The organism is Moraxella sp. CTOTU48841, assembly GCF_032061225.1.
Lineage (GTDB): Bacteria > Pseudomonadota > Gammaproteobacteria > Pseudomonadales > Moraxellaceae > Faucicola > Faucicola cinerea.
Window position 1 is genome coordinate 332,232 of the sequence record NZ_DAMBFQ010000002.1, and the last position, 26,245, is coordinate 358,476.

The 26,245-nt window shown below is 44.1% G+C and carries 23 protein-coding genes and 1 pseudogene; 9 read left to right on the forward strand and 15 right to left on the reverse strand.

Translation table 11 applies throughout. The features are described from left to right. Positions 1-22: 22 nt before the first annotated feature. From RT034_RS04305 to RT034_RS04325, 5 genes are all read right to left on the reverse strand, one after another. Positions 23-655 (reverse strand): YggT family protein, encoded by a 633-nt coding sequence (locus tag RT034_RS04305; protein WP_284034794.1) that lies wholly within the window; start codon positions 653-655, stop codon positions 23-25. A gap of 93 nt (positions 656-748) precedes the next feature. Next, positions 749-1,588 carry a pyrroline-5-carboxylate reductase gene (gene proC / locus RT034_RS04310; RefSeq protein WP_313014057.1) on the reverse strand — a complete coding sequence of 280 codons (840 nt, stop codon included), beginning with the start codon at positions 1,586-1,588 and terminating at the stop codon, positions 749-751. Positions 1,589-1,811: 223 nt separating this feature from the next. Next, entirely contained in the window at positions 1,812-3,293 is a 1,482-nt protein-coding gene (gene tilS, locus RT034_RS04315; RefSeq protein WP_313014059.1) for a tRNA lysidine(34) synthetase TilS, read from the reverse strand. Positions 3,294-3,422: 129 nt separating this feature from the next. After that, positions 3,423-4,232, reverse strand: a complete 810-nt coding sequence (locus RT034_RS04320) for an acetyl-CoA carboxylase carboxyltransferase subunit alpha (protein ID WP_313014061.1) — start codon at positions 4,230-4,232, stop codon at positions 3,423-3,425. A gap of 111 nt (positions 4,233-4,343) precedes the next feature. Further along, complete coding sequence (locus tag RT034_RS04325) at positions 4,344-5,867, reverse strand: Ppx/GppA phosphatase family protein (RefSeq protein WP_313014063.1); 1,524 nt, start codon at positions 5,865-5,867, stop codon at positions 4,344-4,346. A 502-nt stretch (positions 5,868-6,369) separates the two neighbouring features. Here RT034_RS04325 and trxA point away from each other — a divergent pair. Continuing rightward, the gene (trxA, locus tag RT034_RS04330; protein WP_007117153.1) at positions 6,370-6,693 is read left to right on the forward strand and encodes a thioredoxin; all 324 of its coding nucleotides are present in this window, start codon (positions 6,370-6,372) and stop codon (positions 6,691-6,693) included. A 405-nt stretch (positions 6,694-7,098) separates the two neighbouring features. Then, positions 7,099-8,367 carry a transcription termination factor Rho gene (gene rho, locus RT034_RS04335; RefSeq protein WP_060994528.1) on the forward strand — a complete coding sequence of 423 codons (1,269 nt, stop codon included), beginning with the start codon at positions 7,099-7,101 and terminating at the stop codon, positions 8,365-8,367. A 123-nt stretch (positions 8,368-8,490) separates the two neighbouring features. On the opposite strand, the gene ypfJ is transcribed toward rho, so the two are convergent. After that, entirely contained in the window at positions 8,491-9,375 is an 885-nt protein-coding gene (gene ypfJ / locus RT034_RS04340; RefSeq protein WP_313014068.1) for a KPN_02809 family neutral zinc metallopeptidase, read from the reverse strand. A gap of 573 nt (positions 9,376-9,948) precedes the next feature. On the opposite strand from ypfJ, the gene RT034_RS04345 reads away from it, so the two are divergent. Then, entirely contained in the window at positions 9,949-10,281 is a 333-nt protein-coding gene (locus tag RT034_RS04345; protein WP_313014070.1) for a hypothetical protein, read from the forward strand. A gap of 234 nt (positions 10,282-10,515) precedes the next feature. Here the strand turns inward: RT034_RS04345 and ccmE are convergent, their stop codons facing one another. The 5 genes from ccmE to ccmA form a co-directional block, all read right to left on the reverse strand. Further along, positions 10,516-11,001 carry a cytochrome c maturation protein CcmE gene (gene ccmE, locus RT034_RS04350; RefSeq protein ID WP_203172363.1) on the reverse strand — a complete coding sequence of 162 codons (486 nt, stop codon included), beginning with the start codon at positions 10,999-11,001 and terminating at the stop codon, positions 10,516-10,518. An 87-nt stretch (positions 11,002-11,088) separates the two neighbouring features. Beyond that, the gene (ccmD, locus tag RT034_RS04355) at positions 11,089-11,295 is read right to left on the reverse strand and encodes a heme exporter protein CcmD (protein WP_313014073.1); all 207 of its coding nucleotides are present in this window, start codon (positions 11,293-11,295) and stop codon (positions 11,089-11,091) included. A gap of 116 nt (positions 11,296-11,411) precedes the next feature. Further along, the gene (ccmC, locus tag RT034_RS04360; protein ID WP_313014075.1) at positions 11,412-12,203 is read right to left on the reverse strand and encodes a heme ABC transporter permease CcmC; all 792 of its coding nucleotides are present in this window, start codon (positions 12,201-12,203) and stop codon (positions 11,412-11,414) included. 105 nt (positions 12,204-12,308) lie between these two features. Beyond that, complete coding sequence (locus RT034_RS04365; RefSeq protein WP_282842350.1) at positions 12,309-12,977, reverse strand: heme exporter protein CcmB; 669 nt, start codon at positions 12,975-12,977, stop codon at positions 12,309-12,311. Positions 12,978-12,988: 11 nt separating this feature from the next. Then, entirely contained in the window at positions 12,989-13,651 is a 663-nt protein-coding gene (ccmA, locus tag RT034_RS04370) for a heme ABC exporter ATP-binding protein CcmA (protein ID WP_313014080.1), read from the reverse strand. A gap of 284 nt (positions 13,652-13,935) precedes the next feature. Here ccmA and RT034_RS04375 point away from each other — a divergent pair, with 284 nt between their 5' ends. Next, positions 13,936-14,718: a YbjN domain-containing protein gene (locus RT034_RS04375; RefSeq protein WP_313014082.1), complete on the forward strand. Its 783-nt coding sequence runs from the start codon at positions 13,936-13,938 to the stop codon at positions 14,716-14,718. A gap of 68 nt (positions 14,719-14,786) precedes the next feature. Here the strand turns inward: RT034_RS04375 and RT034_RS04380 are convergent, their stop codons facing one another. Further along, positions 14,787-16,892: a 2,4-dienoyl-CoA reductase FMN-binding domain-containing protein gene (locus RT034_RS04380; protein ID WP_313014084.1), complete on the reverse strand. Its 2,106-nt coding sequence runs from the start codon at positions 16,890-16,892 to the stop codon at positions 14,787-14,789. Positions 16,893-17,213: 321 nt separating this feature from the next. On the opposite strand from RT034_RS04380, the gene RT034_RS04385 reads away from it, so the two are divergent. From RT034_RS04385 to RT034_RS04400, 4 genes and pseudogenes are all read left to right on the forward strand, one after another. Then, positions 17,214-18,050: a DegV family protein gene (locus tag RT034_RS04385; RefSeq protein ID WP_227716857.1), complete on the forward strand. Its 837-nt coding sequence runs from the start codon at positions 17,214-17,216 to the stop codon at positions 18,048-18,050. Between the two features lie 156 nt (positions 18,051-18,206). Further along, positions 18,207-19,847 (forward strand): annotated as a pseudogene (locus tag RT034_RS04390) (acyl-CoA synthetase); the annotation flags it as partial. A gap of 452 nt (positions 19,848-20,299) precedes the next feature. Continuing rightward, the gene (gene recA / locus RT034_RS04395; RefSeq protein WP_007115617.1) at positions 20,300-21,355 is read left to right on the forward strand and encodes a recombinase RecA; all 1,056 of its coding nucleotides are present in this window, start codon (positions 20,300-20,302) and stop codon (positions 21,353-21,355) included. A 105-nt stretch (positions 21,356-21,460) separates the two neighbouring features. Beyond that, positions 21,461-22,093, forward strand: a complete 633-nt coding sequence (locus RT034_RS04400) for a regulatory protein RecX (RefSeq protein WP_313014087.1) — start codon at positions 21,461-21,463, stop codon at positions 22,091-22,093. Positions 22,094-22,101: 8 nt separating this feature from the next. On the opposite strand, the gene RT034_RS04405 is transcribed toward RT034_RS04400, so the two are convergent. Together RT034_RS04405 and ffh are read right to left on the reverse strand one after the other, a co-directional pair. Further along, positions 22,102-23,190 carry a sulfate ABC transporter substrate-binding protein gene (locus RT034_RS04405; protein WP_313014089.1) on the reverse strand — a complete coding sequence of 363 codons (1,089 nt, stop codon included), beginning with the start codon at positions 23,188-23,190 and terminating at the stop codon, positions 22,102-22,104. A 180-nt stretch (positions 23,191-23,370) separates the two neighbouring features. Next, positions 23,371-24,837 carry a signal recognition particle protein gene (ffh, locus tag RT034_RS04410; RefSeq protein WP_128680746.1) on the reverse strand — a complete coding sequence of 489 codons (1,467 nt, stop codon included), beginning with the start codon at positions 24,835-24,837 and terminating at the stop codon, positions 23,371-23,373. 165 nt (positions 24,838-25,002) lie between these two features. On the opposite strand from ffh, the gene RT034_RS04415 reads away from it, so the two are divergent. After that, entirely contained in the window at positions 25,003-25,800 is a 798-nt protein-coding gene (locus tag RT034_RS04415; protein WP_188875604.1) for a cytochrome C assembly family protein, read from the forward strand. Between the two features lie 83 nt (positions 25,801-25,883). Here the strand turns inward: RT034_RS04415 and acpP are convergent, their stop codons facing one another. After that, positions 25,884-26,126 (reverse strand): acyl carrier protein, encoded by a 243-nt coding sequence (acpP, locus tag RT034_RS04420; protein ID WP_060994515.1) that lies wholly within the window; start codon positions 26,124-26,126, stop codon positions 25,884-25,886. Positions 26,127-26,245: the final 119 nt, after the last annotated feature.

Below are 26,245 nucleotides of genomic sequence, written 5' to 3' on the forward strand. Positions count from 1 at the left end.
TTTAATCGTCGTTTGGGAAAGACTAGAGGGTTAATAGATAAACACCTACGGTTTGCACCAAGGTTTCTAGCAAAATAATCAAGAAAAAACCCAGCATAGGTGCCAAATCAAGCATACCTGTGGCAGGTAAGACTTTGCGAAATGGCTGAATAATTGGCTCACTAAGCAGGGTGAGCAGTCCAAAAATCGCTGGCATTTTTTGGGTAAAAAGCATCACCCAACCACCGATAAACGAGCCAATGATGATGTACTGACACATTCTTAAAAAATCAATCAGCAAGGTCACGGCCGCCACAAAAAACATCATGACAGGTGAAAAATGCCGCGATAGATAATCAACCATGGCTAAGTTCACTTCTGGCATATAGAACAGTCCAATATTTTGACTATCAATGCGCATCATGCCAAGCACGCCCCAAATAAAAATCATCCGCAGCAAAAACAGCAGCACCAAACTTGCGGTATTGATTCTGCCATCGCCTATGGTTGGGAAAATACGTCCAAACACATCGACAATGCGTGTCATACGATAAATAGGTTTGGCAAACGCATCTTTTGCAGTAATGCCAGCAAACTGCAGCATAAATCGAAAGAAAACCAGTATCATCGCCGCCGCGACGACGATATCAAACAACCCTGCCAAAAGATTAGTCATGCCCTGTGTTTATCCTTATTTGCTGCTTACACACTTGTTAACGATAAGCCGTTAAGATAGTTAATTAAAATTTGCTGTTGTAGCCAAATCGAGTTATTTGCCAAACGCTTGGCTGAGCTCACGCGAGCGCTGCTCACACGCTAGCATGGCATCGGCAATAATTTGATGCATTTTTTTGTCATCCATCACTTCAATTGCCGCTTGGGTAGTCCCATTGGGCGAGGTTACTTTGCGACGCAGCTCAGCTGGCGTATCATGACTGGTCAATGCCATTTGCGCTGAGCCCAATGCCGTTTGCATCGCCAAAGCCGTTGCTTGGGTTTGAGTCAGCCCCAATTTTTCACCCGTGGCAATCATGTTCTCTAACATATAAAAGAAATACGCAGGCGCTGACCCTGAGATAGCGGTCACGGCGTGCAGTAGCTCTTCGTCATCTACCCATAACACCAGTCCTGCTGCGGACATCACTTGCTGCGCGAGTTGCTGCTGCGCCTCGCTCACCCCGACTGTTGCATACAAGCCTGTGGCACCCATTTGAATCATCGCAGGGGTATTTGGCATCGCCCGCACTAGCTTGACTTGCGGCCCCAACCATTCGGCTAAACTATCGGTACCAATCCCTGCGGCAATTGAAATAACCACTTGCTCGCCCCAGCTGTCTTTGACTGGTAGTAGCACATCTTTCATGACCTGCGGTTTGACGGCGAGCACGACTACATCAGCTTTTTCGATGGCGCGTTTGGTGTTGTCGACATTGCTCGCATCGTAGGTATTTAACCCTTGGGCTTGAAAATCCGCTAACTTCTCGGCATCGGTTTCAACCACATGCAGTAAGCTAGTTGGCTGACCTTTTGCTAATAGCCCTGCGATAAGTGCCGATGCCATATTACCGCCACCAATAAAAGCGATGTTAAGAGAAGTTGTGGTTGCCATAGATGTCCTTTGTAGTCATTTTTTGTGGGGTGACGAAAGCAGTTAGAAGAAAGTAGTTAAAGGGTTCGCCCTCGCTATTATTCGCAAATAAGTCTACCATACCTACTGCAAGTTTTGATGACAAATTTACAGCGTAAATTGGTGTGCATGGCGCAAATTCAAGGGATTCATGGCAGTTTGATAACCTTAATCCATGATAGTCTTAGTCCATGACAGTCTTAAATCAATGAGATTCACTATCAAGACTGTCTGTCCAAACCAATTGCCATGGACAAGGCGCTTGGGTAGCCAAATTCAGCTCACCGGCATCTGCCAGCCAAACACTGGTATTCGGCAATAATAAAGCGAACCGTGGCTGAGTTTGAGATGCCGTGATCACCTTTTCTTTGTTGTCATCCAGGATGACCACTTTGGCAAATTGTCGCTCCCAGCTAGGAATATCAAATCGTTGGCACAGTTTTTTAAACGATTGGTGAAAAGATTGTGACAATAATTGAAAAGACTCATTTGGCAACACGGCTCTGCTAGCAAGCGCCAATTCTAGAGATAGCCCCACAGATAATCCAACAGATAATCCAACAGATAATTCCACATCAACAGCCAAATTGGCTAATATCTTGCTATCTGACTTGCTATGAATCGCCTTTACATAATCGGCATCAAGGCGGTACAACGTATCGCGGTATTTTCTAATTTCAATCCCCTGCCACTGCAAAATCGCTTGCTGGTCTGTTTGCGCTGATTGTAGTAACTGCTCAATTTGTGCAATCCATTGCCGAGTTGGGGCAAATTTTTCTGAGCCTTTGACCCAATGATGCAATAGGTTAAAGCGTCTTGCTTGGCTCAATGATTTTAGATTGGGGATATGCAAACATTGCTGATGACTTGTCCAGCCATTTGACCACTGGCATAGCGCCAAATCTTGTTGATATTGCTCCTCGACTATATGCTGCGCTTCGGTTAGGTTTTGCTGGGTGCGGGTAATATTTTGCACTACTTTATGAAAGCGCTGATCAAGGAGTGGCAAAATCTGATTACGTAAAAAAGCGCGCTGATTAGCTACGCCAAAATTGGTAGGATCATCGACATAAGGGATATGTTGCGCCGCTACAAAGTCGCTAATCTCATCACGCGTTACCCCAAGCAACGGACGCCATAACCAAATGGGTGTGCCAAATTCGTGTTGCACCCCAAACGCCGTCATGCCTGTCAGCCCTGCCAATCCTGTCCCTTGGCATAGGTTCATCAACAAGGTTTCCACCTGATCGTTAGCGTGATGCGCCAAGGCAACAATGGCATTTTCGCCTGCAATCTGTATGATAGCATGATAGCGGGCGGTTCTGGCTTGCTGTTCATTGACTTGTTGTGTGCTCGCTTGTTGTTCTGGGCTGATTGTGCTATTGGCGGCATAAACTTGCTGCGATTGCCAATCGATGCAAACGCTGTCATAGTCGATGTGGTGCTTGTGGCAATAGGCTTCTACGAGTTGTTGCCAGTCATCACTGACTTTTTGCAATTTATGATTGATATGAATCACATGAATCGGTAGTTGTAGCTGCTGACAGGCGAACAGTAATGCCATCGAGTCTCGCCCGCCACTGCACGCAATATAAATTTTAGTGGCAGCCTTGGGGTGCGGGTTGATATGGGTTTGATAACTTTGTTTAATCGCTTCAATGACAGGTGACATATGGACAGATGACATAGGGATAGAAGACACAGTGCTCAAGCTCATGCGGCAAGAGAAAAACAGTGGGATAAAACAAATGAGATAAAATAATGGGCGCCTCAATAAACGCCCATGGGTCATTAAAATGGGTTAAATCACTGACAATCAAGCAGAGGCTTTTGGTAAGGACACCGTAGAATTAAAGCTCATCAATTTTTCATAGCGTTGTTGCAGACGTGTTTGTTCATCAAGCTTTTCAAGCTGTCCTAGTTGCTGTTCGAGCGTGGCTTTAAGGTTGGTCATAGCGACATCACTGTTGATATGCGCGCCCTCGCCTTCCCCAATGACTTCATCAATCAAGCCAAGAGATTTTAAATTTGCTGCACTGAGTTTCAGCGCCTCACTGGCTTGGGGCGCTTTTTCAGCCGTTTTCCACAAAATCGATGCACAACCTTCAGGCGAAATCACCGAATAAATGCTGTTTTCTAGCATATTGATACGATCAGCGACGCCAATCGCCAGTGCACCACCTGACCCCCCTTCACCGATTACCGTGGCAATCACAGGCACATTCAATGATGAAAATACCGCAATACTTTGGGCAATCGCTTGGGCTTGACCACGCTCTTCTGCACCTACGCCAGGATATGCGCCTTGGGTATCAATAAAAGTAAACACCGGCAATTTAAACCGTTCTGCCATTTGCACCAGTCTAACTACTTTGCGGTAGCCTTCTGGGTTCGCCATACCAAAATTGTATTCAATACGCTCACGGGTACTGCGACCGCGATGTTGACCAATCAGCATGACAGGCTGGTCGTTAAACATCGCCATACCCCCCAAAATCGCTTTGTCATCGGCATACGCGCGATCCCCTTGCAGCACATCAAATTCCGTGAACAGCTGGTTGGCATAATCCAAAAATAATGGTCGTTTTGCATGACGTGCAAGCTGTACTTTTTCCCAAACACTCATTGTCGTTATTCCCTTGTTTTATTACAACTGTTGTCATCTCAATATCGTATGACAGACCTAAACGCTTAACTTTATTTAAAAATTTGCTTAGCTATTTACTTAGCAATTTGCTTACCCAATAGCTAGCTCATAAGTGGTAATGGATAAGCTCATGCCCCACTTTTGCCAAATATCAATTTCATCTTGCAAATCTGATAGCACAAGACTTGCATTATCATCCGCTAAATTTACCGAAACTTCCCAAGTATGGTTATCTTTAGCCGATAGGTGAATCGGTAGGGTATCATGTTTGCTACGGCTGTGATGCACCAGTACCGCTAGGCGTAAAATCAAAGTTAAATACACCAGATTATCACCGCCCACCATTTTGACTTCATCAAAACTATCAGGTTTTAATTTACGGCGATGGTGCATAACTAGCTGCGACAAGCGTGTTTTATCCACTTGTGAAAAACCGTCAATATCAGAATTTTCTAGCAAATAGGCACTGTGCCTGTGATAGCTACTATGGCTGATGGCAAGACCAATTTCATATAGATAGGCACCACGGCGAAGTAAATCCGCGTCCTCTTCATCAAGCCCCAAGCGATTTCTCACTTGGTCAAACAGCTGCTGCGCGGTACGTACCACACGTTTTGCTTGTTTTCTATCGACCGAATAACGTGTCATCAAGGCTTGTACACTGCGATCACGCACATCTTCACTGGCAAAACGCCCGAGCATGTCGTACATGACGCCTTCACGCAGCGCACCATCTGAATAAGAAATCGTATCAATGCCCAAAACATTCATCGCTGCCAACAGCACCGCGACACCAGCCGGCAACACTGCTTTACGAGTGTCTTTAATATCGGCAAAATCAATATTGTCGATATGTTTTGCTTTAATCAGTAATTTTTGAATTTCTTTGACACCGCTGTAGGTCACCCGAGCATTTTCATCGGCAAGCCCAAGTTGCAGCAAAATTTGATTGACCGCTTTAATCGTGCCGCTTGAGCCCGTGACACTGTCCCAACCCGTTTTTTGGTACAAACGACTAATACCCAGCACTTCTTTTCTCGCCGCAGCAATCGCTTTTTCAAACGCTTTTTCGGTGATAGCACCATCGGCAAAATAGGATTTGGTAAAAGCAACACAGCCCATCTGTAAGCTTTCGGTCAAAATCGGGTCAAAGCCTTTGCCAATAATAAACTCCGTCGAACCACCCCCAATATCAATCACCAAGCGTTTATCGGTACTGGCATTGGTATGAGAAACTCCCAAATAAATTAGACGGGCTTCTTCTCGCCCAGCAATGACTTCTAAGGGTTTGGGTAAAATTAAATTGGCTTGTCGAATAAATTCATCCGCATTCTTGGCTTGGCGCAGGGCATTGGTAGCTACAATCCGTAACCGCTGTGGTGAAACAGCGTCTAGTCGTCCGACAAAACGGGTCAAACAATCCAGCCCGCGTTTTTGTGCCTCAAGCGACAAATAGTTATTTTCATCAAGTCCAGCGGCAAGCTGCACTTTTTCTGACATTGATGCTAATTTTCGTACTTCCCCATGGTCCAACCGCGCGATGGCAAGATGAAAGCTATTTGAGCCAATATCAATGGCGGCCATAAGTTCATTGTTAGCAAGTAAGTCAGGCATATTTCACTTAGTGTTGGTTAAAGTCAATAATTCAATTAGACACCATTTTACGCATTTTCACCCCTGAGTAAAAGCCATTTTATTGCAACTGCCATTTTCGCCTCCCCCCATGCCTGTCCATCATTGAAAAAAATTAACTGTAATATTTTCTAAAAACTTCTATCGTTACAATCATTTAGATACAATTAATTAGATACCATTAATGTTTCTTATCATAACTATCAAAACAATTAACCATAGCCATACCCTGTTTTGGGGTTGTGTTATGCTAAGATGACCCTATCATGATAATCACTATAAAGTAATTTGCCGTTGGGTGTCTGTTTAATAGATTTCATTATCCTATCATTGTTTCTATCACTGTTTGATTGTATCCAATATTAAGATTTTTTTATTAGGCAAAAACAAGCACTGGGCAAAAACAAGCGTTTGGGTCATTACTTAAGCATGATCCACAACCTAACAGTTAACAACATCAACACGTAAACATGTAGGAGTTACTATGTCTTCAGTTATTCATGCCGATGAAGGTACGTTTGAAAAAGCAGTATTACAATCAGACACCCCAGTATTGGTCGATTTTTGGGCAACATGGTGTGGTCCATGTAAAGCCATCGCCCCTGTATTAGACGAGCTTTCCTCAGAATTTGAGGGTAAAGCGCGAATCGTTAAAATCGACGTTGACCAAAATCCAAACCTAGCCGCACAATATGGTATCCGTAGTATCCCTACCTTATTTATGTTCAAAAACGGTGAAAAAGTGGATGCCACTATGGGCATGCAACCAAAAGCCCAATTGACTGCCCTTATCAACAAACACTTATAATCGCTAGGGTAAGAATCACTAGCGTAGGTTAAATTGAATTTTTATATTGGTAACGGTGTCTTTTTTGATAGTTACCAATAAGATTCGCCGCGATTTTGATACTTAATCAGTAAAAAAATCGCGGTTTTTTATTCCCATACATTGACAAATGAATATGTCAAGTCGTATAGTGTGTTTCACAAAATAACTATCTTATCGATATGCTTAACGTCACGTTAGCAGGCATCTACTATTATTTAGTCTAGTATTTGGTATTGTCTGTTTGCAACGCTCAGTTAATCATTTCAAACGTTTCTAGTTTTTCTCTTTATATTCTCTTCACACCCTACTGTCTTAAAACGATGCAGCGCCTTTACTCGACTCACGTTTTGAGGTGGTTCAAAATTAGTTATTGATGATTTACCTATGAATTTGACTGAACTCAAAAAAAAATCGATTGCTGAATTGTTGTTGATTAGCGAGCAAATGGGTCTAGAAAACATGGCCCGTAGTCGCAAACAAGATATCATTTTTGCCATTTTAAAAACCCACGCCCGAAACGGTGAAGCTATCTATGGGGATGGCGTGCTTGAGATTTTGCCCGATGGCTTTGGTTTTTTACGATCGTCGGAAGGCTCTTACCTAGCGGGTCCCGATGATATCTATGTGAGTCCGAGCCAAATTCGCCGTTTCAATCTCAAGACGGGTGACTCCATCGCAGGGACGATTCGCCCACCCAAGGATTCTGAGCGCTATTTTGCCCTATTAAAAGTTAACGAAATCAACTTCGACACCCCAGACCGCTCTCGCCACAAACTGATTTTTGAAAATTTAACCCCTCTTTTTCCTACCCAGCAGCTTCGCTTAGAACTTGGTAACGGTACCACAGAAGACTTAACCGGCCGTATCATTGACTTGATTGCCCCGATTGGTAAAGGACAACGCTCGATTATCGTCGCTCCACCAAAAGCGGGTAAAACCGTATTGCTACAATCTATCGCGCAATCCATCACCAAAAATAACCCAGAATGTTATCTCATCGTGCTGCTCATTGACGAGCGTCCTGAAGAAGTGACCGAGATGCAGCGTACGGTGCGTGGTGAAGTGGTCGCATCGACCTTTGATGAGCCGCCAACCCGTCACGTACAAGTCGCCGAAATGGTGATTGAAAAAGCCAAACGCTTGGTTGAGCACAAACAAGACGTGGTGATTTTACTTGACTCCATCACACGCCTTGCCCGCGCTTACAATACTGTATTGCCCTCATCGGGTAAAGTATTGACTGGTGGGGTGGATGCCAATGCCCTAGAACGCCCAAAACGCTTTTTTGGTGCCGCGCGTAATGTCGAAGAAGGCGGTAGCTTGACCATTATTTCAACCGCCTTGATTGACACAGGCAGTACCATGGATAAGGTAATTTATGAGGAGTTTAAGGGGACAGGTAACCAAGAAATTACCCTTGAGCGTGACATTGCTGAAAAACGGGTATTCCCTGCCATCAATATCAAAAAATCGGGCACTCGCCGCGAAGAACGGTTGATGGATGAGGCGATGCTACGCAAAGTATGGATTCTACGCAAACTGCTGCACCCCATGGATGAACTACAAGCCACTGAGTTTTTGCTAGAAAAACTTAAAGACTCAAAAACCAATGATGAATTCTTTGAGCAAATGACGCGTAAAGATAAATCTTAATCGTGTTATCGCTTAATCCTGTTAATTAGCTGACTTATAAAAATAAAAAAGCTCAACCTGATGTTGAGCTCTTTGTTGGCATCTTTTTTATTGGCGTGCTTTGGGCTTAAATCACACCGCTACTTAAATTGCACCACTAAAAGTATCGCATTGGTTGATATCACCCGATTTTAGACCGCGTGAAAACCACGTCATACGTTGTTGACTGGTACCATGGGTGAAACTATCAGGCACCGCTGCTCGACCACTAGCTTGGGCCAAACGGTCATCACCGATTTGCTCCGCCGCATTAATCGCTTCTTCAATATCGCCTTGCTCTAAAAATTGAACACGTTGTTGGTTACGGTTTGCCCAAACACCGGCAAAACAGTCCGCTTGTAGTTCTTGTCGCACTGATAAGTTGTTGGCTTGTGCTTCAGTGGCACGGCGACTGGCTTCATCTACTTTTTGGCTAATACCCAATTGATTTTGCACATGATGACCCACCTCGTGAGCAATCACATAAGCTTGTGCAAAGTCACCTGCTTTACCTTGGTTTTGTGCATCACCTGAGCCATTTTGATCACCTGTAATACCCAATTTTTGGCGCATTTCTTGGAAAAAACTGGTATCAAGATAGACGCGTTGGTCAGCAGGACAATAGAAAGGCCCTGTCGCTGAAGAAGCGTTACCACAACCCGAACGCACCATGCCATTAAATAATACTAATTTAGGCTGTTGGTATTGCATATTGTTTTCACTAAAAATTTGACCCCAAACTTCTTCCGTGTCTTTTAACACCACTGAGACAAATTTTTGGTCGCGGTCAGCCGTTTGCTGGTCAAGGGTTTGTTGCCCACTACTATTTCCACCTGTGATTGCAGAACCTGTTTGCATGGCAGTCATAGGGTTCATACCAAACACTAGCCACAAAATCAAACCAATGATAATACTACCGATACCGCCGCCCACGGCTTTACCGCCGCTGACCAATACATTCGAACTACCACCACGATCTTCCCACTTCATACCACTACCTCCTCAAATCTCGTCTTGCTTTTATATATCGTATGCTTATTTTGGCATTGTAGCATTTTGTCTAAAAATTACTGTGTGAAATCGTAGTTTTATACAGATTTTTGAAAATAAACCCTAATAATATGCAACTAATGTAACTTATCTACCCATCAAAGCTTTAGAAATCTCATTAAGATTAAGCAATTATCACCATAAAAAATTATTTCTTAACTATATCCAATAGACCGCTAAAACAAAAAAAATTTGTAAATTTACAAAAATAAAGATATCTTTGCCATATTTTTATGCGTATAATACGTCATTTTCCGCGAAAAGCTAAAAAAGATATCTTTTTCGTGCGATATCAATAAATCTAAAAAGTTGTATTTGTGATTGCGGTGTTATTTTGTTACAACCTTTTATCAGATTTATTATATTTTTTTATGCGAAAGTTATTCTATCTTGACTAAGTTTCCGCTACAATATTGCCAGTTTCATGTCCCGTGTGTCTTTAATTCTAAATAAACCGTTTATTTAGAGTATCGTCGAGTGAATACGGGGTTATTTTCTTTAGGAGAACACGTAATGAACGTTAAATTAATCGCTGTATCAAGTTTAGTTGCTGCATCTTTAGCTATGACTGCATGTAGCAAAAAAGAAGAAGCTGCACCAGCTGCTGCCTCTACCACTGCCTCAACTACTGTTGCTTCATCAACAACTACTACTACCACTGTTGAAGCTTCTGCACCTGCAGTAACTGCATCTGCTGCAACTGTTAACGCTTCTACTGTTGTTGTAGACACTGCATCTGCTGCTGCACCAGCTTCTGCTGTTGCTGACGCTGCCAACCAAGTTGCTGATGCTGCCGCTTCTGCTGCTGCAACTGTTGCTGACGCTTCTGCATCTGCTGCAAAATAATCAGTTTTTTAAACTGAACAAAAAGGAAACCCGAGCGGTTTCCTTTTTTTATGTTTAAAGATTTTATGGTTAAAGATTTTGTATGGCACAAAATTTTTCACATTATTTTTTAACATCATCTAGACACTAAAAAAGTGGGTCAATTGCCCACTTTTTCAGCTACCTGGCTTTGTTAGCCAGCTGATTTTTTAACTAATTAATTTTTTAGCTAAGTGACTTTTTAGTTAATTCACTTTATTGTTTAACAGGGGTAGCTGGCATAAACTGCGCTTGATTGATATCCGTGCCGTTGGCTTGATGCTGGGTTTTTAATGATTTTGCTACTTCTGGCGGCATGTAATTCTCATCATGCTTTGCTAGTACCTCGCTTGCTACAAAGGTATTGCCTTCAAGCGAACCTGTGGCTACCACGCCCGAACCTTCGGCGAATAAATCTGGCAAGATGCCTTTATAAGATACCGGTACGGTGGATTTAAAATCGGTGATTTTAAATTTGACATTGAGCGGGTCTGTGCTATCTCGCTCGACACTACCACGCACGACCATGCCCCCTGCTCGGATACGGGTATCTTCAGGTGCTTTGCCTTGACTAATGGCTGTGGGGTCAAAATAATAGTCGGTTTGTTGTCCTACCGCATAAATCACAAGAACGACGGCAATGATTGCGCCAAATAAGGTTGCCATCACCCACATTAATTTTTTTTGTCGAACTTTATTCATCGCTTTTTTTCATCTCACTTTTGATGAACCACACCCTATGGGGCTACTTGTCTATTATAACACCGATTAGGCCGATAGATACTATTATCACCTGCACGTAGCGGTACGCTGATGACGCTGTTGCTGGCGCGCCTGCTGGGTAGTGATATCTCGGTAGGTCGCTTTACGCTGACTACGACTAAAAAAGACGAGCGCGATAATGCCTAGTAAAGTCAGTAGCCAAGTCGACCACACATAGCTACCATGCCCACCCATGGCGATAAACTCGGCAACATTATGAAAATACGGGCTCATTGGTGACCTCAGGTTTGGATTTAGGTTTAGAGAATGGATTGATGCCATAGGATTGAAGCTATCGCTAGTTAAATGGCGATACTTTACGTCAGTAAGGAAGCTTTAACGATAACACTTTAGCGATATAGCCGTTTGCATTCATCAATCACCCACTGTTTGCTACTTTCACGTTGCAAAATCAAGGTATTGGTACGATAGATGGTCAGTGCAGCTACCAAAAAATAGCTGCCTAACATCATCAGTAACAACGGCATATACATATCAGGCGGCATTTTTGGACGCTCAGTTACGGTAAATGTCGAGCCTTGGTGTAGGGTGTTCCACCAGTTGACAGAATACTTGATAATCGGCAAATTAACCGCACCAACAATCGATAAAATCGCCGCTGCTTTACCACGACTGGCGGTATGCTCAAATGCAGTAAACAGCGCCATCACGCCTGCGTACAAAAATGCCAAAATCAGCATAGAAGTGAGACGCGCATCCCATACCCAGTATGTACCCCAGGTAGGCTTTGCCCAAATCGAGCCTGTGAGTAAACTTAACACACAAAGCATAAAGCCAATCGGCGCAATCGCTTGGGCAACCAAATTAGCGGTTTTAATTTTCCAGACCAAAAAAATCACTCCCAAAATTGCCATGCCCAAATAAATTGACATGGCTAGACTAGCAGTAGGGACATGGATAAAGATAATGCGATAGCTATTGCCTTGCAAATAGTCGGGTGGTGCAAATGCCAAACCCCAAGCGGCACCCACCGCTAATAGCAGCGCAGCAATGAAAGCTAAATATTTCACCCAAGGGGCAAAAATACGATAAAACTCTTTGGTGCCAACAGTTTTAAGAAATCCTTGCCAAAGGCGAGAAAAAAAGCCAGTTTTGCCAACGTTTGGGGTAATTTCTGCCATGGAATGCGCCTTGCTTTTTTTTCTAAAATGAATGTAAGCCATCAACAATAAGATATTTGTTCGCTTATTTTACTGGTATTTGGGGATTTTTTCATCTAAAAATCATCAGCTTAACCAAGCCAGTTTTAATGAAAATGCAATCACAAAAGGCGTGACGATGACTGCCAAAATACTGCCCGCCAGTAATAGGGCTAAAATCGGATAACCGTTAAGCCCCATGGCAAATTGCCCCACTGCCCCCGTGGCAAAAATCAGCACAGGGAGCTGCATCGGTAACGAAATCAATGGCACTAACACCGCGCCGTTCTTTAGCGATACTGTCAAGCTACTGGCAATCGCTGATAAGCATAGCAAAATCGGACTGCCGACCAAAATAGAAGCACTCAGGGCAATGGCTGCTTGGCTGGTCAAGCCAAAAAGCGGCATCGCCAAAAATGCGAGCAGACACACCATCCCCGCACTGGTCAGCCAATGCACGATGAGCCGTACTAGTACCCAGGTGGGAATCGAGGCACGAGCGACAACCAATTGCGCCAGTGTGCCGTTATCGAGCGCTGGGCGAAATAAGTTTTCCATACCCATAATCAGCGACAATAACGCTGCAATCCATACCGCAGGCACGCCCAGTTGCTGCAATAATTTTGGCTCCGTGCCCATCGCCAGTGGAAATAAGGTGATGATAATTAAAAACAACACCAGTGGATATAACCACTGCACTTTGTTTTGCTGCTTGATTTGCCATTCACGTTGCCACAGCGCAGAAAAATCAATCATTGCAGTTGCCCCTAAACCATATACAAGGTTAAATCTAATTGCTTGTTGGCGACGGCGACAGTTTGGTGACTGGTCATGAGCACTGCCCCGCCGCGCTGAACGAATGTCTGCATCAAGTGTTCAATTTTGGCAATCATATTGACATCAAGCGCGGTCAGCGGCTCATCAAGTAGCCAGCAAGGAAATTGCGCTACATACTCCAGTGCAAACAGCAAGCGTGCCAAACCCACGCGGCGCGTCTGCCCTGCCGAGAGTTGATAGCAGTTGATTTTCTCATAACCTGCTAGCCCAACCCAATCGAGTGCTTGCTCAAGGGCATCTGCGCTTGGTTTGATGCCATACAAGGCTAACAAAAATCGCAAATTTTGCTCAACGGTGAGTTGCAAATGAATACCCAATTGGTGCGCCACATAAAATGGCTGCACAGGTAATCCTGCCTTGCCCTGCCAGCTGATATCGCCGGTCAACACAGGAATCAACCCTGCAAGCTGCATCAAAAATGTGGTTTTTCCGGTGCCATTTTCCCCCACCAAATGACAAATATCACCACGGTTTAGCACCAAATTCACCGCTTCACACAGCGGAAATTCGCCACGTTGTATGGTGACATTTTGACAGTTTAGCAGCGAACTGGTCGCCGAGATAGGTGTAGCAGTGGGTATTGAAGTTGGCATAGCATTGGTTAAAATTTGCAAGTCATTAAATAGATAACAGATTAAATTGATAAATCATAGCCCTATACCCATTGTATAGATAATTGGCTAAAGTTGTGTAGAAAGCTTATTATATACTAACTTGCGACAGGTCTTTGCTATTATCCATATAAAGTATCCATATAAAGCTTGGTGATAGCGTCAAAGTTTTGCTAACCTGTTTGTTAGCTTTTTTGTTTTTTAACTGTTCTGCTTTTCGTTTTTCTTTCTATTTTTAGCTATTTTTTCTTGGGTAAGTGAAATCAATGTCCAAAAATCCGAAGCGTTTATGGCAACGCCTAAAACTGTTCTTTACTGCTGAAAAATCAGCGCCACTACCTGTAGCCGATAAAACAACTGACCCTAGTCGTTGTGCTGAGTCAGGCGAGCATATCGAAGCTACTGGCTATCAGCCTTTTACTAAAAACCCAGTCAATCCGGCGTTTGATGAGGATAGCCATTCACAAGATGAACCGATTTTAGCCAGTGAGTCGCTTGATGCAGATGACGAATTAGAGCTACAACCGATTACCCCCGATGACATAGAGCATATCTTAGCCAGTATGGGTTATCAATTTATGTATCACCCGGCCAGCGAGCAAGATGAGCAGAGCATTCATCATTATACGATGCAAGTGTCAGATAAAGAGCGGCATTGGGGTTGTATGATTCGTTTTTTTAGTGAGCAGCAATTGATTGCGGTATACAGTGTTTATCCTACTGCGATTGCTGAAGCCAATCGCCCCGAGATGCTCGCCATGCTGGCTTATCTGAATTATGATTTGATGATTGGCAATTTGGAAATGGATGTGATGGACGGCGAGCTGCGCTTTAAGACGTCGCTGGATTTGGAAGTGACTGGGGTGAGCGAGTTAATTATGAGTTATTTGCTACAGAGTAATTTCTCGTTGTTTTCACGGCTGTATGACACCATTCGCGAGATGATTGAGCAGCCCCATACTACGCATGATTTACAAGGTGCGGTAGACAAGCTGATTGACTCTCAGCAAGCCCGCAATTTTTTCTTAGCATCTGATGCCATTCAATAATAAGCGGCCAACATAAAAAAAGGCGATGACATCCATTCATCGCCTTTTTTATGACATAGTAAAAGCTGCTACAACATGGCAGCGACTTCCGCGCCTTCACGAATAGCACGTTTGGCGTCCAATTCACCTGCCAATTTTGCCCCACCAATCAAGTGATATTGGGCTGTCAAGTCATCACCCACCGCAGGCATTAAGTCATTGACCGATTCTTGCCCCGCGCAGATAACGATACTATCAACGCGCAATAATTGGCTATGACCGTCTGGGTTAGTAATCCAAATGCCTTCATTGGTAATTTTCTCATAGCCAATGCCGCTCACCTGTTTGACGCCATGCTTGTTGATATGAGCACGGTGCACCCAGCCTGAGGTTTTATTGAGACCTGCCCCCAAGCGACCTTTTTTACGCTGCATCAAATACACTTCACGGGTCGGAGTAATGGGCTCTGGTTTTACCAGTCCACCTTCGCTGTCATAGTGTGCGTTGGTGTCCACCCCCCACTCACGTTTCCATGAGGCTACGCTTTGCGGATGGGGTTGATAAATCACGTTGCCTTGGGCATCTTTTTCAAACGGTTTCACATGGGTGGAGGTCAAATATTCGCTGACATCAAAGCCAATTCCGCCTGCGCCGATTACCGCGACTCGCTTACCTGCAACTTTTTGACCCGATAGCAACTCGGCATAGCTCATCACTTGCGGTAAATCCACCCCTTCAAAGTCAAGCGCCCGTGGCACAACGCCTGTGGCAATAATCACATCATCAAACTGACCCGACTCTAGTTCCTCTTTGCTCACTTTATGATTCAGTTTGAGTTCAATGCCTAAGCTGTCCACCAAATTGGTAAAGTAACGGATGGTCTCAAAGAACTCTTCTTTACCGGGAATCACTTTGGCATAGTTAAACTGGCCGCCGATTTTATCCTGTGCTTCAAACAAGGTGACCTGATGACCGCGTTTGGCGGCGACCGTCGCTGCTGATAAGCCTGCCATGCCTGCGCCCACTACGGCAATTTTTTTGGCTTTTTTGGCAGGTTTATACACCAGTTCAGTTTCATAACAGGCTTGGGGATTGACCAGACAGGTTGAGCGTTTATTGTCAAATGTATGATCTAGACACGCTTGGTTACAGCCGATACAAGTATTAATCAGATGGGTCTGCCCAAGGCTGGCTTTTGTTACCCAATCTGGGTCTGCCAAGAACGGACGCGCCATTTGTACCAAGTCAGCTTGGTTATCTGCTAGCAGCTGCTCGGCAGTCTCTGGCATATTGACACGGTTGGCAGCAATCACAGGGATAGTCACGTGGCGTTTGACTTCAGCAATCACATCAGCAAACGCTGCGCGTGGCACCGACGTGACGATAGTGGGAACACGCGCTTCATGCCAGCCAATGCCCGTATTTATTATGGTCACGCCGGCTTTTTCAATGGCTTTGGCGATGGTAATGACTTCATGCATGGTGTTGCCATCGGGCACCAAGTCAATCATCGACAAACGGAAGGTGATTATAAACGCTTCTCCCACCGCTGCACGTATCGCTTTGATGACTTCGAGCGCAAAACGCATACGGTTTTCTAGACTACCACCCCATTGGTCGGTACGCTGATTGACGTGATTGCTTAAGAACTGATTGAGTAAATAGCCTTCTGAGCCCATGATTTCGACACCATCATAGCCCGCCATTTGTGCAAGTTTGGCGGTTTTGGCATAGTCTTTGATAGTCGCCCAAATATTCTCTTCACTCATTTGACGGGGCTTGAAGGGTGAAATAGGCGATTTGATGGCACTGGCTGATACCACCAACGGATGATAGCCATAGCGACCGCTGTGCAGAATTTGCAAGATGATTTTGCAGTCATATTGGTGCACGGCTTTGGTGACTTTACGATGATTGACCACATCGCCTTTGTGATTGAGCGTCCCGCCTGCTGGTACTAACCAACCTTCACGATTGGGCGAGATACCGCCCGTAATCATCATGGCAACTCCCCCTTTGGCGCGCTCGGCAAAATAAGCTGCTAGCTTTGGATAGTTAAAAAACCTATCTTCAAGCCCTGTGTGCATCGAGCCCATCACAATACGGTTTTTTAACGTGGTAAATCCTAAATCCAGGGGTTCAAAAATATGCGGATAATGGGTGTTATGAGTAGATATCTGGCTGTTATTTGACATAAATAATCCTTGGCAGTAATTTCCTTTCACTATTTGGTCACATTAAGGAACTAATCTTGTCATTTTGTCAATGAGCTCGTTTTCATAATCAATTCGTCAATGTGGGAATTCGTCAATGTGGTCACGCAATGTAGCTATATCAATATACCTTAAGCATACATCAAACCAAAAATAGGTCAACCTATTATAAATAGTCATCTTTGAAAGCATAAGGCAAATTTTGTCCGCATGAGTCTACAAAAAAGTCATGCTTATTTTTATGATAATGCTAATATCAAGCTAGGATAAAAGTACAACCGAAGGGAAATTACTGTGAAAAAAATGATTGTGAGCACGTCTACGTCTTGTCTTGACGACCTTGGCATTCCAGAAAATGTCAAAATGTTGCCAATGAATATCCATATGGGCGGTGCCAATTATCTAGATGGACAAAACCTAAGCTTAGACAGTCTATCGCGTATTCTACTCGATACCCCCAATATCGACATCAGTACCTCAGCACCCACTGAAAATCAGCTCATTGAATTCTTTTATCAACTCATCAAAGAAGACGTGCAAGAAGTTTTATTCATCTGTTTATCCTCTTCTTTAAGCCAGACCTACAAAAACTTGCTCAATATCAGCTCGATGTTTAGCCATCGCATGAAAATTTATATCTATGATTCACGCACGATTTCACATGGCGAAGCGATTCTTGTACAAGAAGCCTCACGCTTACTCAAACAAGGCACAGAAATCCCTCAAATCATCACCGAAATCAACCGCCTGCGCGATAAAATCCATATCTATTTGGCAGTTGATAACCTTAAAGGCATGATTCGTACCAAGCGTATTTCAGCCCCAGTCGGCTTTTTTGCCAATTTATTCGGTATTAAACCGATTGTAAAAGTCGAATACTCGGGTCAAATAGTCGCCTTTGAAAAGGTGCGTAGTTTTGAAAAATGTATTGAGCGACTCGCCGATGCTATCATCACCGCCGCCAATGGTAAAAAGGGTAAAATGTATGTGCTTAGCGGCAATCTAAACCCTCATACCAAGTCCCTACTCAACTATTTATCGTTACGCGGTTATGCTAAAACCGAAGTTCTTCCTGCCGCCAGTGTCTCTATAGCAAATATCGGTGTGTTCACCCTTGGCTGCGTATTTGTCGAAGACTAAACCCTGTCTGTGTTTTACTCGCTTGTAAAACACAGTGAAGGCTTATCTATTTTTGTCATTTTGTTATATTTGTGAAAAAGCAGATTGATATATAGGATTTGGTCAAAATCCTTGTTATGATAAAGGCGTTTATTTATTAACTACAGGGATGTCGTTATGCCAAACTTCCATACTGGGCTGGAAAAAAATCCTGCCAACTATACCCCGCTTACGCCCATTGATTTTATTGAGCGCACTGCTAGCATCTATCCCGATCAAACGGCGATTGTCTATAAAGATTATGAGCACAATGACCTACGGCAAAGTTGGGGCGAAACCTATAATCGCTGCCGCAAAATGTCGGATGCCCTAAAAAAATTGGGCATCGATAAAGACGATACTGTTGCAGTGCTACTGCCCAATACCCCACCCATGGTTGAAGTCGCGTTTGGCGTACCGATGTCTGGTGCTGTGCTATGTACCTTAAATACCCGTTTGGATATTAATGCTTTGGTATTTTGCCTGCAGCACAGTGAGGCGAAAGTATTGATTGTCGATACTGAGTTTGAACAGCATATTGCACTGGTTCAAGAGTCATTTCCTAACTTAATTATCATTCATGCCATCGACCCTGCCGTCACGCCAACTGAACAATTTGGCAACATGACGTATGAGGAATTGATCGCCTCAGGAACCGACTTAGACAACTGGGAAAAACCAACTGATGAATGGGATGCCATCGCGCTCAACTACACCTCAGGTACCACAGGTATCCCAAAAGGCGTGGTGTATCACCATCGTGGTGCCACCTTAAATGCCGTCTCTAATATTTTAGATTGGGATATGCCAAAGCATCCTGTATATTTATGGACGCTCCCCCTGTTTCACTGCAATGGCTGGAGCTTTCCTTGGACGATTGGCGAGCGTGCGGGTACCAATGTGTGCTTACGCAAAATTGATGCTGATTTGATTTTACGGTTGATTGCCGATGAAAAAGTCACCCATTATAGCGCAGCGCCTATCGTGCACAACATGATTGCCAATGGTAATGAAGCGCTGAAAAAAGCTATCAAACATGAAGTACGTTGTAATGTTGCAGGCGCACCACCCCCTGAGTCTTTGCTCGCCAAAATGGAAGAAATGGGCTTTAAAATCACGCATGTATACGGTTTGACAGAAGTATATGGTCCCGTCACCCTATGTGTCGAGCGGCCAGAATGGGATGATTTGACTGTCAGTGAACGCGCGCAAAAAAAATCCCGCCAAGGCATGAACTCACATCTGCTAGCCGGGTTTGATGTATTCAAACAAGGCACCACCACCCCTGTTGCAGCCGATGGTAGCGAAATTGGTGAGCTTGCTATCCGCGGCAATATGGTGATGAAAGGCTATCTAAAAAATCGCAAAGCCACCGCAGAAGCCTTTGACGGTGGCTGGTTTAAGACCGGTGACTTGGGCGTCAAATACCCGGATGGTTACATTAAAATTATGGATCGGCTCAAAGACATCATCATCTCGGGCGGTGAGAATATCTCAAGTATCGAAGTGGAAAACGTGCTGTATCGTATGCCAGAAGTGGAAAGCTGTGGGGTGGTTGCTGCTCCCCATGACAAATGGGGTGAGGTACCGGTAGCCTTTATCGAAATCCGCGAAGGCTCGACGCTAGATCGGGAAGACATCATTGCCCATTGCCGTAAATATTTGGCAGGTTTCCAAGTGCCCAAACATATTATTTTTGCGCAAATCCCAAAAACCTCGACGGGTAAAGTGCAAAAATTTGAGCTACGTCAAGCGGCGCGCTCTCTGGCGCATGAAGAAGCAAAAATCACTCACCATCATCCGCAAAGCTATTTGGCAGCGACAGCCGACTCAAATCCTAGCACCGCCATGCCTAGCTCTGTCATATCTAGCTCTGCCATACCTAGCAACACCCAAACCCCATCCAACGATTCACCAGAAGATGCGGCGCACTAAGCCTTAATATCGGCGACTCGTATTGCATATCCTCACTTTGCTAGTGGGGATTTTTGTTGCAACTTATAGCTTGAAAACACCCAAAAAACACCCATTTATTTAGAGATTTTCTCATGTTATTTTTAATTAATTTTTAACAATCATAAGCGACAATATATGTCGTATATCAGTGATTTAACCCTATAATTTTCCGTATATTTTGTTATTATAGCCTTATCAATTCACTTCTTTTTTAACTTATCCCTGCTTTTAAATTTTTCCCTTTTTATCAACCTTTTTTATGACAAGGAGTCCTTATGGACGACAATAAAGCCAAAGCTTTAACTGCCGCTTTATCACAAATTGAAAAACAATTTGGTAAAAATACCATCATGCGCCTGGGTGATGAGTCAGCAAAAATCAACGTGGATGTAGTCTCCACAGGCTCATTGGGTTTGGATATTGCACTGGGCATTGGCGGTTTGCCAAAGGGTCGTATCGTCGAAATTTATGGTCCTGAAAGTTCGGGTAAAACCACTTTAACCTTGCAAGCAATCGCCCAATGTCAAAAACAAGGCGGTACCTGTGCTTTTATCGATGCTGAGCATGCGCTAGACCCTATTTATGCCAAAAAATTGGGCGTTGATGTCGACGCTTTACTTGTCACGCAGCCTGACAACGGTGAACAAGCGCTTGAAATCACTGATATGCTAGTGCGCTCAGGTGCGGTGGATATGATTGTTGTTGACTCGGTCGCAGCCCTTACTCCACGCGCAGAGATTGAAGGCGAGATGGGCGACAGCCACATGGGTCTGCAAGCGCGCTTGATGAGCCAAGCGCTACGTAAAATCACCGGTAATGCCAAACGTTCTAACTGTATGGTAGTATTCATTAACCAAATTCGTATGAAAATCGGTGTTATGTTTGGCTCGCCAGAAACCACAACGGGTGGTAACGCCCTTAAATTCTATGCGTCGGTGCGTTTGGATATTCGTCGTATTGGTGCGGTTAAAGACGGTGAAAACATCGTTGGTTCTGAGACCCGCGTTAAAGTCATCAAAAATAAACTGGCGCCGCCGTTTCGCCAAGCAGAATTTGACATCATGTATGGCACAGGTACCAATCATCTAGGTGAAGTAGTTGACTTGGGTGTCGATATTGATGCGGTCAAAAAATCGGGCGCTTGGTATAGCTATAACGACAGTAAAATTGGTCAAGGTAAAGCCAACGCCATTAGATTCTTGGAAGAAAATCCACAAATCGCCCAAGAGATTGAAGCCAAAGTGCGCGCTGCTAAGCTTGGTAATGTCGAACCTGTGCCAGAAGAAGCGCATGACGTTGAACCCCCTGAGTTTGTCGAAGGTATGCAATAATTGCTTGGCTACCCAAAACCCTAGTTTTTACTGGGGTTTTTGTTTTTATACTGCTCAACTTGTTCCCCAGCCTGTTAGCTTTTTTTAGTCACGGTTAAAACCGCTATGCCAAATCCTAAATCCTTGTTAGAAACTATCGAAAATCAGTTAATGACTGATGAACAACGACAAGCTTACCATGACAAGCTTAAAACCGAGAGCTACATGCGTTGGCTCGCGTTTTATTATCTTGGGCGGCGTGAGCAGTCTAAAAAAGAGCTGCGGGATAAACTACTGGCAAAAGGATGTGATGCGGCGGCTATCGAAGCGCTTTTGAGCGAATTTGAAGCAGAAGGCTATCAAAGTGATGAGCGTATGACATCTGCATTGATCAAAGAAGGTATTGGCAAGCAGCATGGTACCCAGCGGATTTTTCAAACGTTAAAAAAACACGGCTTAACCACCGTCCGTTCGGTCAGTGCGATTAATACATGGATTGAGATGCACAATGATTTTTTTGAAGATTTATTACTCAATGATATTGAATCAGACACGGCGGATGACGACCCAGATGAGGCCTATGAAGTGGATTGGCTTGCCCAAGCGGTGGCCGCACGGGTACGAAAATACGGTGATGCCATCCCGACGGAGCCTAAAGAAAAAGCCCGTCAACTGCGATTTTTGCAATATCGGGGCTTTGCTGCCGATGTGTGTTTTGATGCGTTAAAGTATGACCTAACTACCCTAGCCAATCGCTAGGGCAACGGCTATTTTTTTACCGCCAATTGGTCAAAAATTGCGCCATCTTTAAAAAACTTGCTCATGATCTCATCCCAACTACCAAAAACTTGATTTGGCTCAAACGTGGCAATTGCAGGAAATTGGCTTTGGTATTTTGCCAAAGTCGCCGCATCCACAGGACGCAAATAATTCTTGGCCATAATCTCTTGGGCAGGCGTATCCCACAAACCTTTTAAATAGGCTTTTGCCAATTCAGTCGTACCTTTTTGCTCGGTAACGGCATTCACCACAGCGACAGGGTTACTAATCTTGACCGAATAACTGGGATAAATAATCTGTAAATTTTTATCGGCAAATTCTTTTTTGGTGATTTGCGCTTCATTCTCTGTGGTAATCAGCACATCGCCGATTTCTCGTTGTAAAAAGCTTGTTGTCGCTGCCCTTGCGCCACTGTCATACACTGCCACATTGCTCAAAATTTGCTTCACCAGCGCTTTGGTTTTGGCTTCGTCATTATTGAAGTGGTGCAAGCCATATCCATACGCCCCCAAGAAACCATATCGCGCTGTACCACTGGTTTTTGGATTGGCAATCACGACACTGACACCGGGTTTTGCCAAGTCATCCCAGTCTTTGATTTGCTTGGGGTTGTTGTTGCGAACTAATAGTACCATGGTGCTGGTATAAGGTACCGCGTTATTGGGAAACGCTTGTTGCCAGTTTTTATCCACCAAGCCTTTTTTCACCAGCAAGTCAACATCTGAGGTTTGGTTCATGGTCACCACATCCGCTTTAAGCCCATTGGCCACGCTTAAGGCTTGTTTACTTGAGCCGCCATGCGACTGCTGGATAGTGACGGCTTGTTTTTGCTGCCCTGTAAAAATCGGGTTGTATTCTTTATACAACTCGCGGGAAACGTCGTAAGATACGTTTAGCAAAGATACACCATTGCCGTTAGCGGCTGACGCACTGGCCGTGCTATCGTTTTTGGGCGGAGCTTTTTGGCAGGCAGTTAAGCTTGCCACTGCCATCACTGAAATACCGGCTAATGCCAAGACTTTGCCTTTAAATTGCGTACGGGTGGTGAATGGGTGATTTTGGGTCGCGTTTGTCATGTTTTCCTCATAAGTTTTCAAAGTGCCACGCTAAACATCCAATGGCTTAATGATTGAAAATATAGTAAGGATTTTTATTTATACTGTCTTGGAATATTTAATACTTTCATTATTCCTTAGATGAATAAAAAAGCCCGTAATATATACGGGCTTTGAAGGTGTAACTCTGCGATTAAAATTTTAAAAACGGGTTTTAAATTTTGGCGCAACTGGATTTGCTTGACCGTTCACTGTCGTAGTATTTGCGCCTGCTTGGTTGTTTTGTCCAAATAATGGACCACCGCCACCGCCCATGCCTTTGGTCAACCCTTGTACCGCTTTCATCATTTTGCTGATGCCCGATGGGTCGGATAGCATTTTCATCATTTTTGCCATTTGCTTGTGCTGCTTTAACAGCTGATTGACGTGCTGCACGTCTTTACCCGCGCCTGCCGCAATACGGCGTTTACGGCTTGGGTTGATTTTATCGGGGTTTTTACGTTCAAATGGGGTCATGGAATGAATGAGCGCTTCCATTTCTTTGACCTTTTCTTCTGGCTTGGCATCTGATACCGCTTTTTGGATATCCGCACCGCTCATGCCTGGCATTTTATCCAAAAAACCCGCCATGCCGCCCAAATTCTTCATTTGTTGGAATTGGGTTAGCAAATCCTCAAGGTCAAACTCACCGCCTTTTTGGATTTTTTTCGCCATTTTTTCCGCTTTTTCGCGGTCAATTTTTTGCTCGACTTCTTCGACCAGTGACAGCACGTCACCCATGCCCAAGATACGCTGTGCCACACGCTCAGGGTGGAAGGGCTCAAGCGCATCAAGTTTTTCACCACGACCCAAGAATTTGATCGGTTTGCCAGTGATGGCACGTACCGATAACGCCGCACCACCGCGCGCATCACCGTCAGTCTTGGTCAAAATCACGCCAGTCAAAGGTAGCGCATCATTAAAGGCTTTTGCAGTATTTGCCGCATCTTGACCGGTCATTGAGTCAACCACAAATAAGGTTTCTGACGGAGTGACCGCTGCGGTTAAGGCTTTGATTTCATCCATCATGGCTTCGTCAATGTGCAGACGACCTGCGGTATCGATAATCAAAATATCTTGAAACTGTACTTTGGCTTGCTCGATGGCGCGTTTGGCGATATCAATCGGGTTTTGGTCAGCACTCGATGGCACAAAATTGGCTTTGACTTGCTCAGCGACTTGCTCAAGCTGCTTGATTGCCGCAGGGCGATAGACGTCCGCAGAGACTAGCATGACTTTTTTCTTATGGCGCTCTTGCAGATATTTGGCAAGTTTACCGGCTGTGGTGGTTTTGCCCGCCCCTTGCAAACCCGCTAGTAGATAGACAACGGGTGGTTTGCCTGTCATTTCAAGTGATTGGTTAGCACTGCCCATCATCTCGGTCAATTCGTCATAGACGATTTTGACAAAGGCTTGACCTGGGGCGAGTTCTTTAAGGACCTCTTGACCTAGGGCTTTGTCTTTTACCCGTGACACAAAATCGCGCGTCACTGGCAAGGCGACATCAGCTTCTAGTAGTGCCATACGCACTTCACGCAAGGTGTCTTTGATGTTGTCTTCAGTTAGCTGCCCTGTACCAGAGATACTACGTAAACTCGTCGACAGGCGTTCGGTTAAGGTTTCAAACATATAATTTCTCTAATCTATTGCTATCAATTTTATAATCTTACTATTTTATGCTAAATTAGCTAAAACTGCTAATATAATACCGATAAAATCGCGATTTGTTACATGGGTCATGCTAGTATAACCATCGCATTTTGCACATATTTGATGATTTTTAATGAGGCTAGGGTGTTTGTAATCTTTGTACTTGCGTTAGTCTGTTATGGCTTAACTACCGTCTATTTGATGTGGGCAGTTACGCAACAAAAGCCCATCCGTAAAGGCATGGTGCTTGGGCAATTGCTGATTGGGTTATTGGGTCATGCGGTGGTGTTATATCCTGATATTATTACCCAAGGGGGGCTAAACTTTAATATTTTTAATGTCGTGTCGTTGACGACATTGTTTATGCTGTTATTTTATTGGGGATTTTGTCTTTATCGCCAAATTTTGCCGCTTGGGATTTTGGCAACGCCGTTGGCATTTTTGGGCATGATGATTGGTTTTTTTGGCGATGCCCCGTATCACCCGCTATCAACCATCAGCCCTATCTTACAAGCCCATATCATCATGTCTTTGGCTGCCTATTCGGTACTATTTATGGCAGCGATTGCCGCGATTATGCTACGGCTACAAATCAGCGAACTCAAACGTCAAACCTTTCACCGTGTCTGGGTAGATAAATTACCTTCACTCCAAAGCATGGAAGCGTTGCTGTTTGATATGATTACTGTGGGTTTTACGCTATTGTCGATTTCGCTGTTGCTGGGCTTTATTGATACCACCAATTTACTGGCGCAGCATTTGGTACACAAAACAGTGTTTAGCCTGTTGTCTTGGTTGGTATTTGGGGCGCTATTGGTTGGACATTGGCGCTTTGGCTGGCGAGGTCAACGCGCGGCTAATATGACGCTATATGGTGTGATTTTGCTTGGCTTGGCGTTTATCGGGACGAAGTTTGTGTTGGAGCTGATTTTAAATAAATAAAAACCCCAATTTTATCGCTAAAACTGGGGTAAAATGCCGCTAAACTAAGTGATAAGTAAGCTGCTAAATTAAGTAACTAGTAACTAGTTATCCAATTTTGATTGTACGTAGCTGATAGCACTTTGCACCGTGGTCAATTGTGCGCTGTCTTCGTCAGGAATGGTAATACCAAATTCGTTTTCAAAAGACATCACCAATTCAACAAGGTCAAGTGAATCTGCACCGAGGTCATCCATGAATGAAGATTCATTTTTGATGTCTTCTGCATTCACGCCTAATTGCTCAGCTACTGCGGCTTTTACTTTTTGTTCGATTTCGTTACTCATGCTTCTCTCCTTGCATTGGGGTATATGATATATCGAGTAAACTACCTATTAGAGCATATTATCATGCTCATTGCCTATTTCAAAATAAAATAATGCAACCTGTTACTATTTCAAAAACT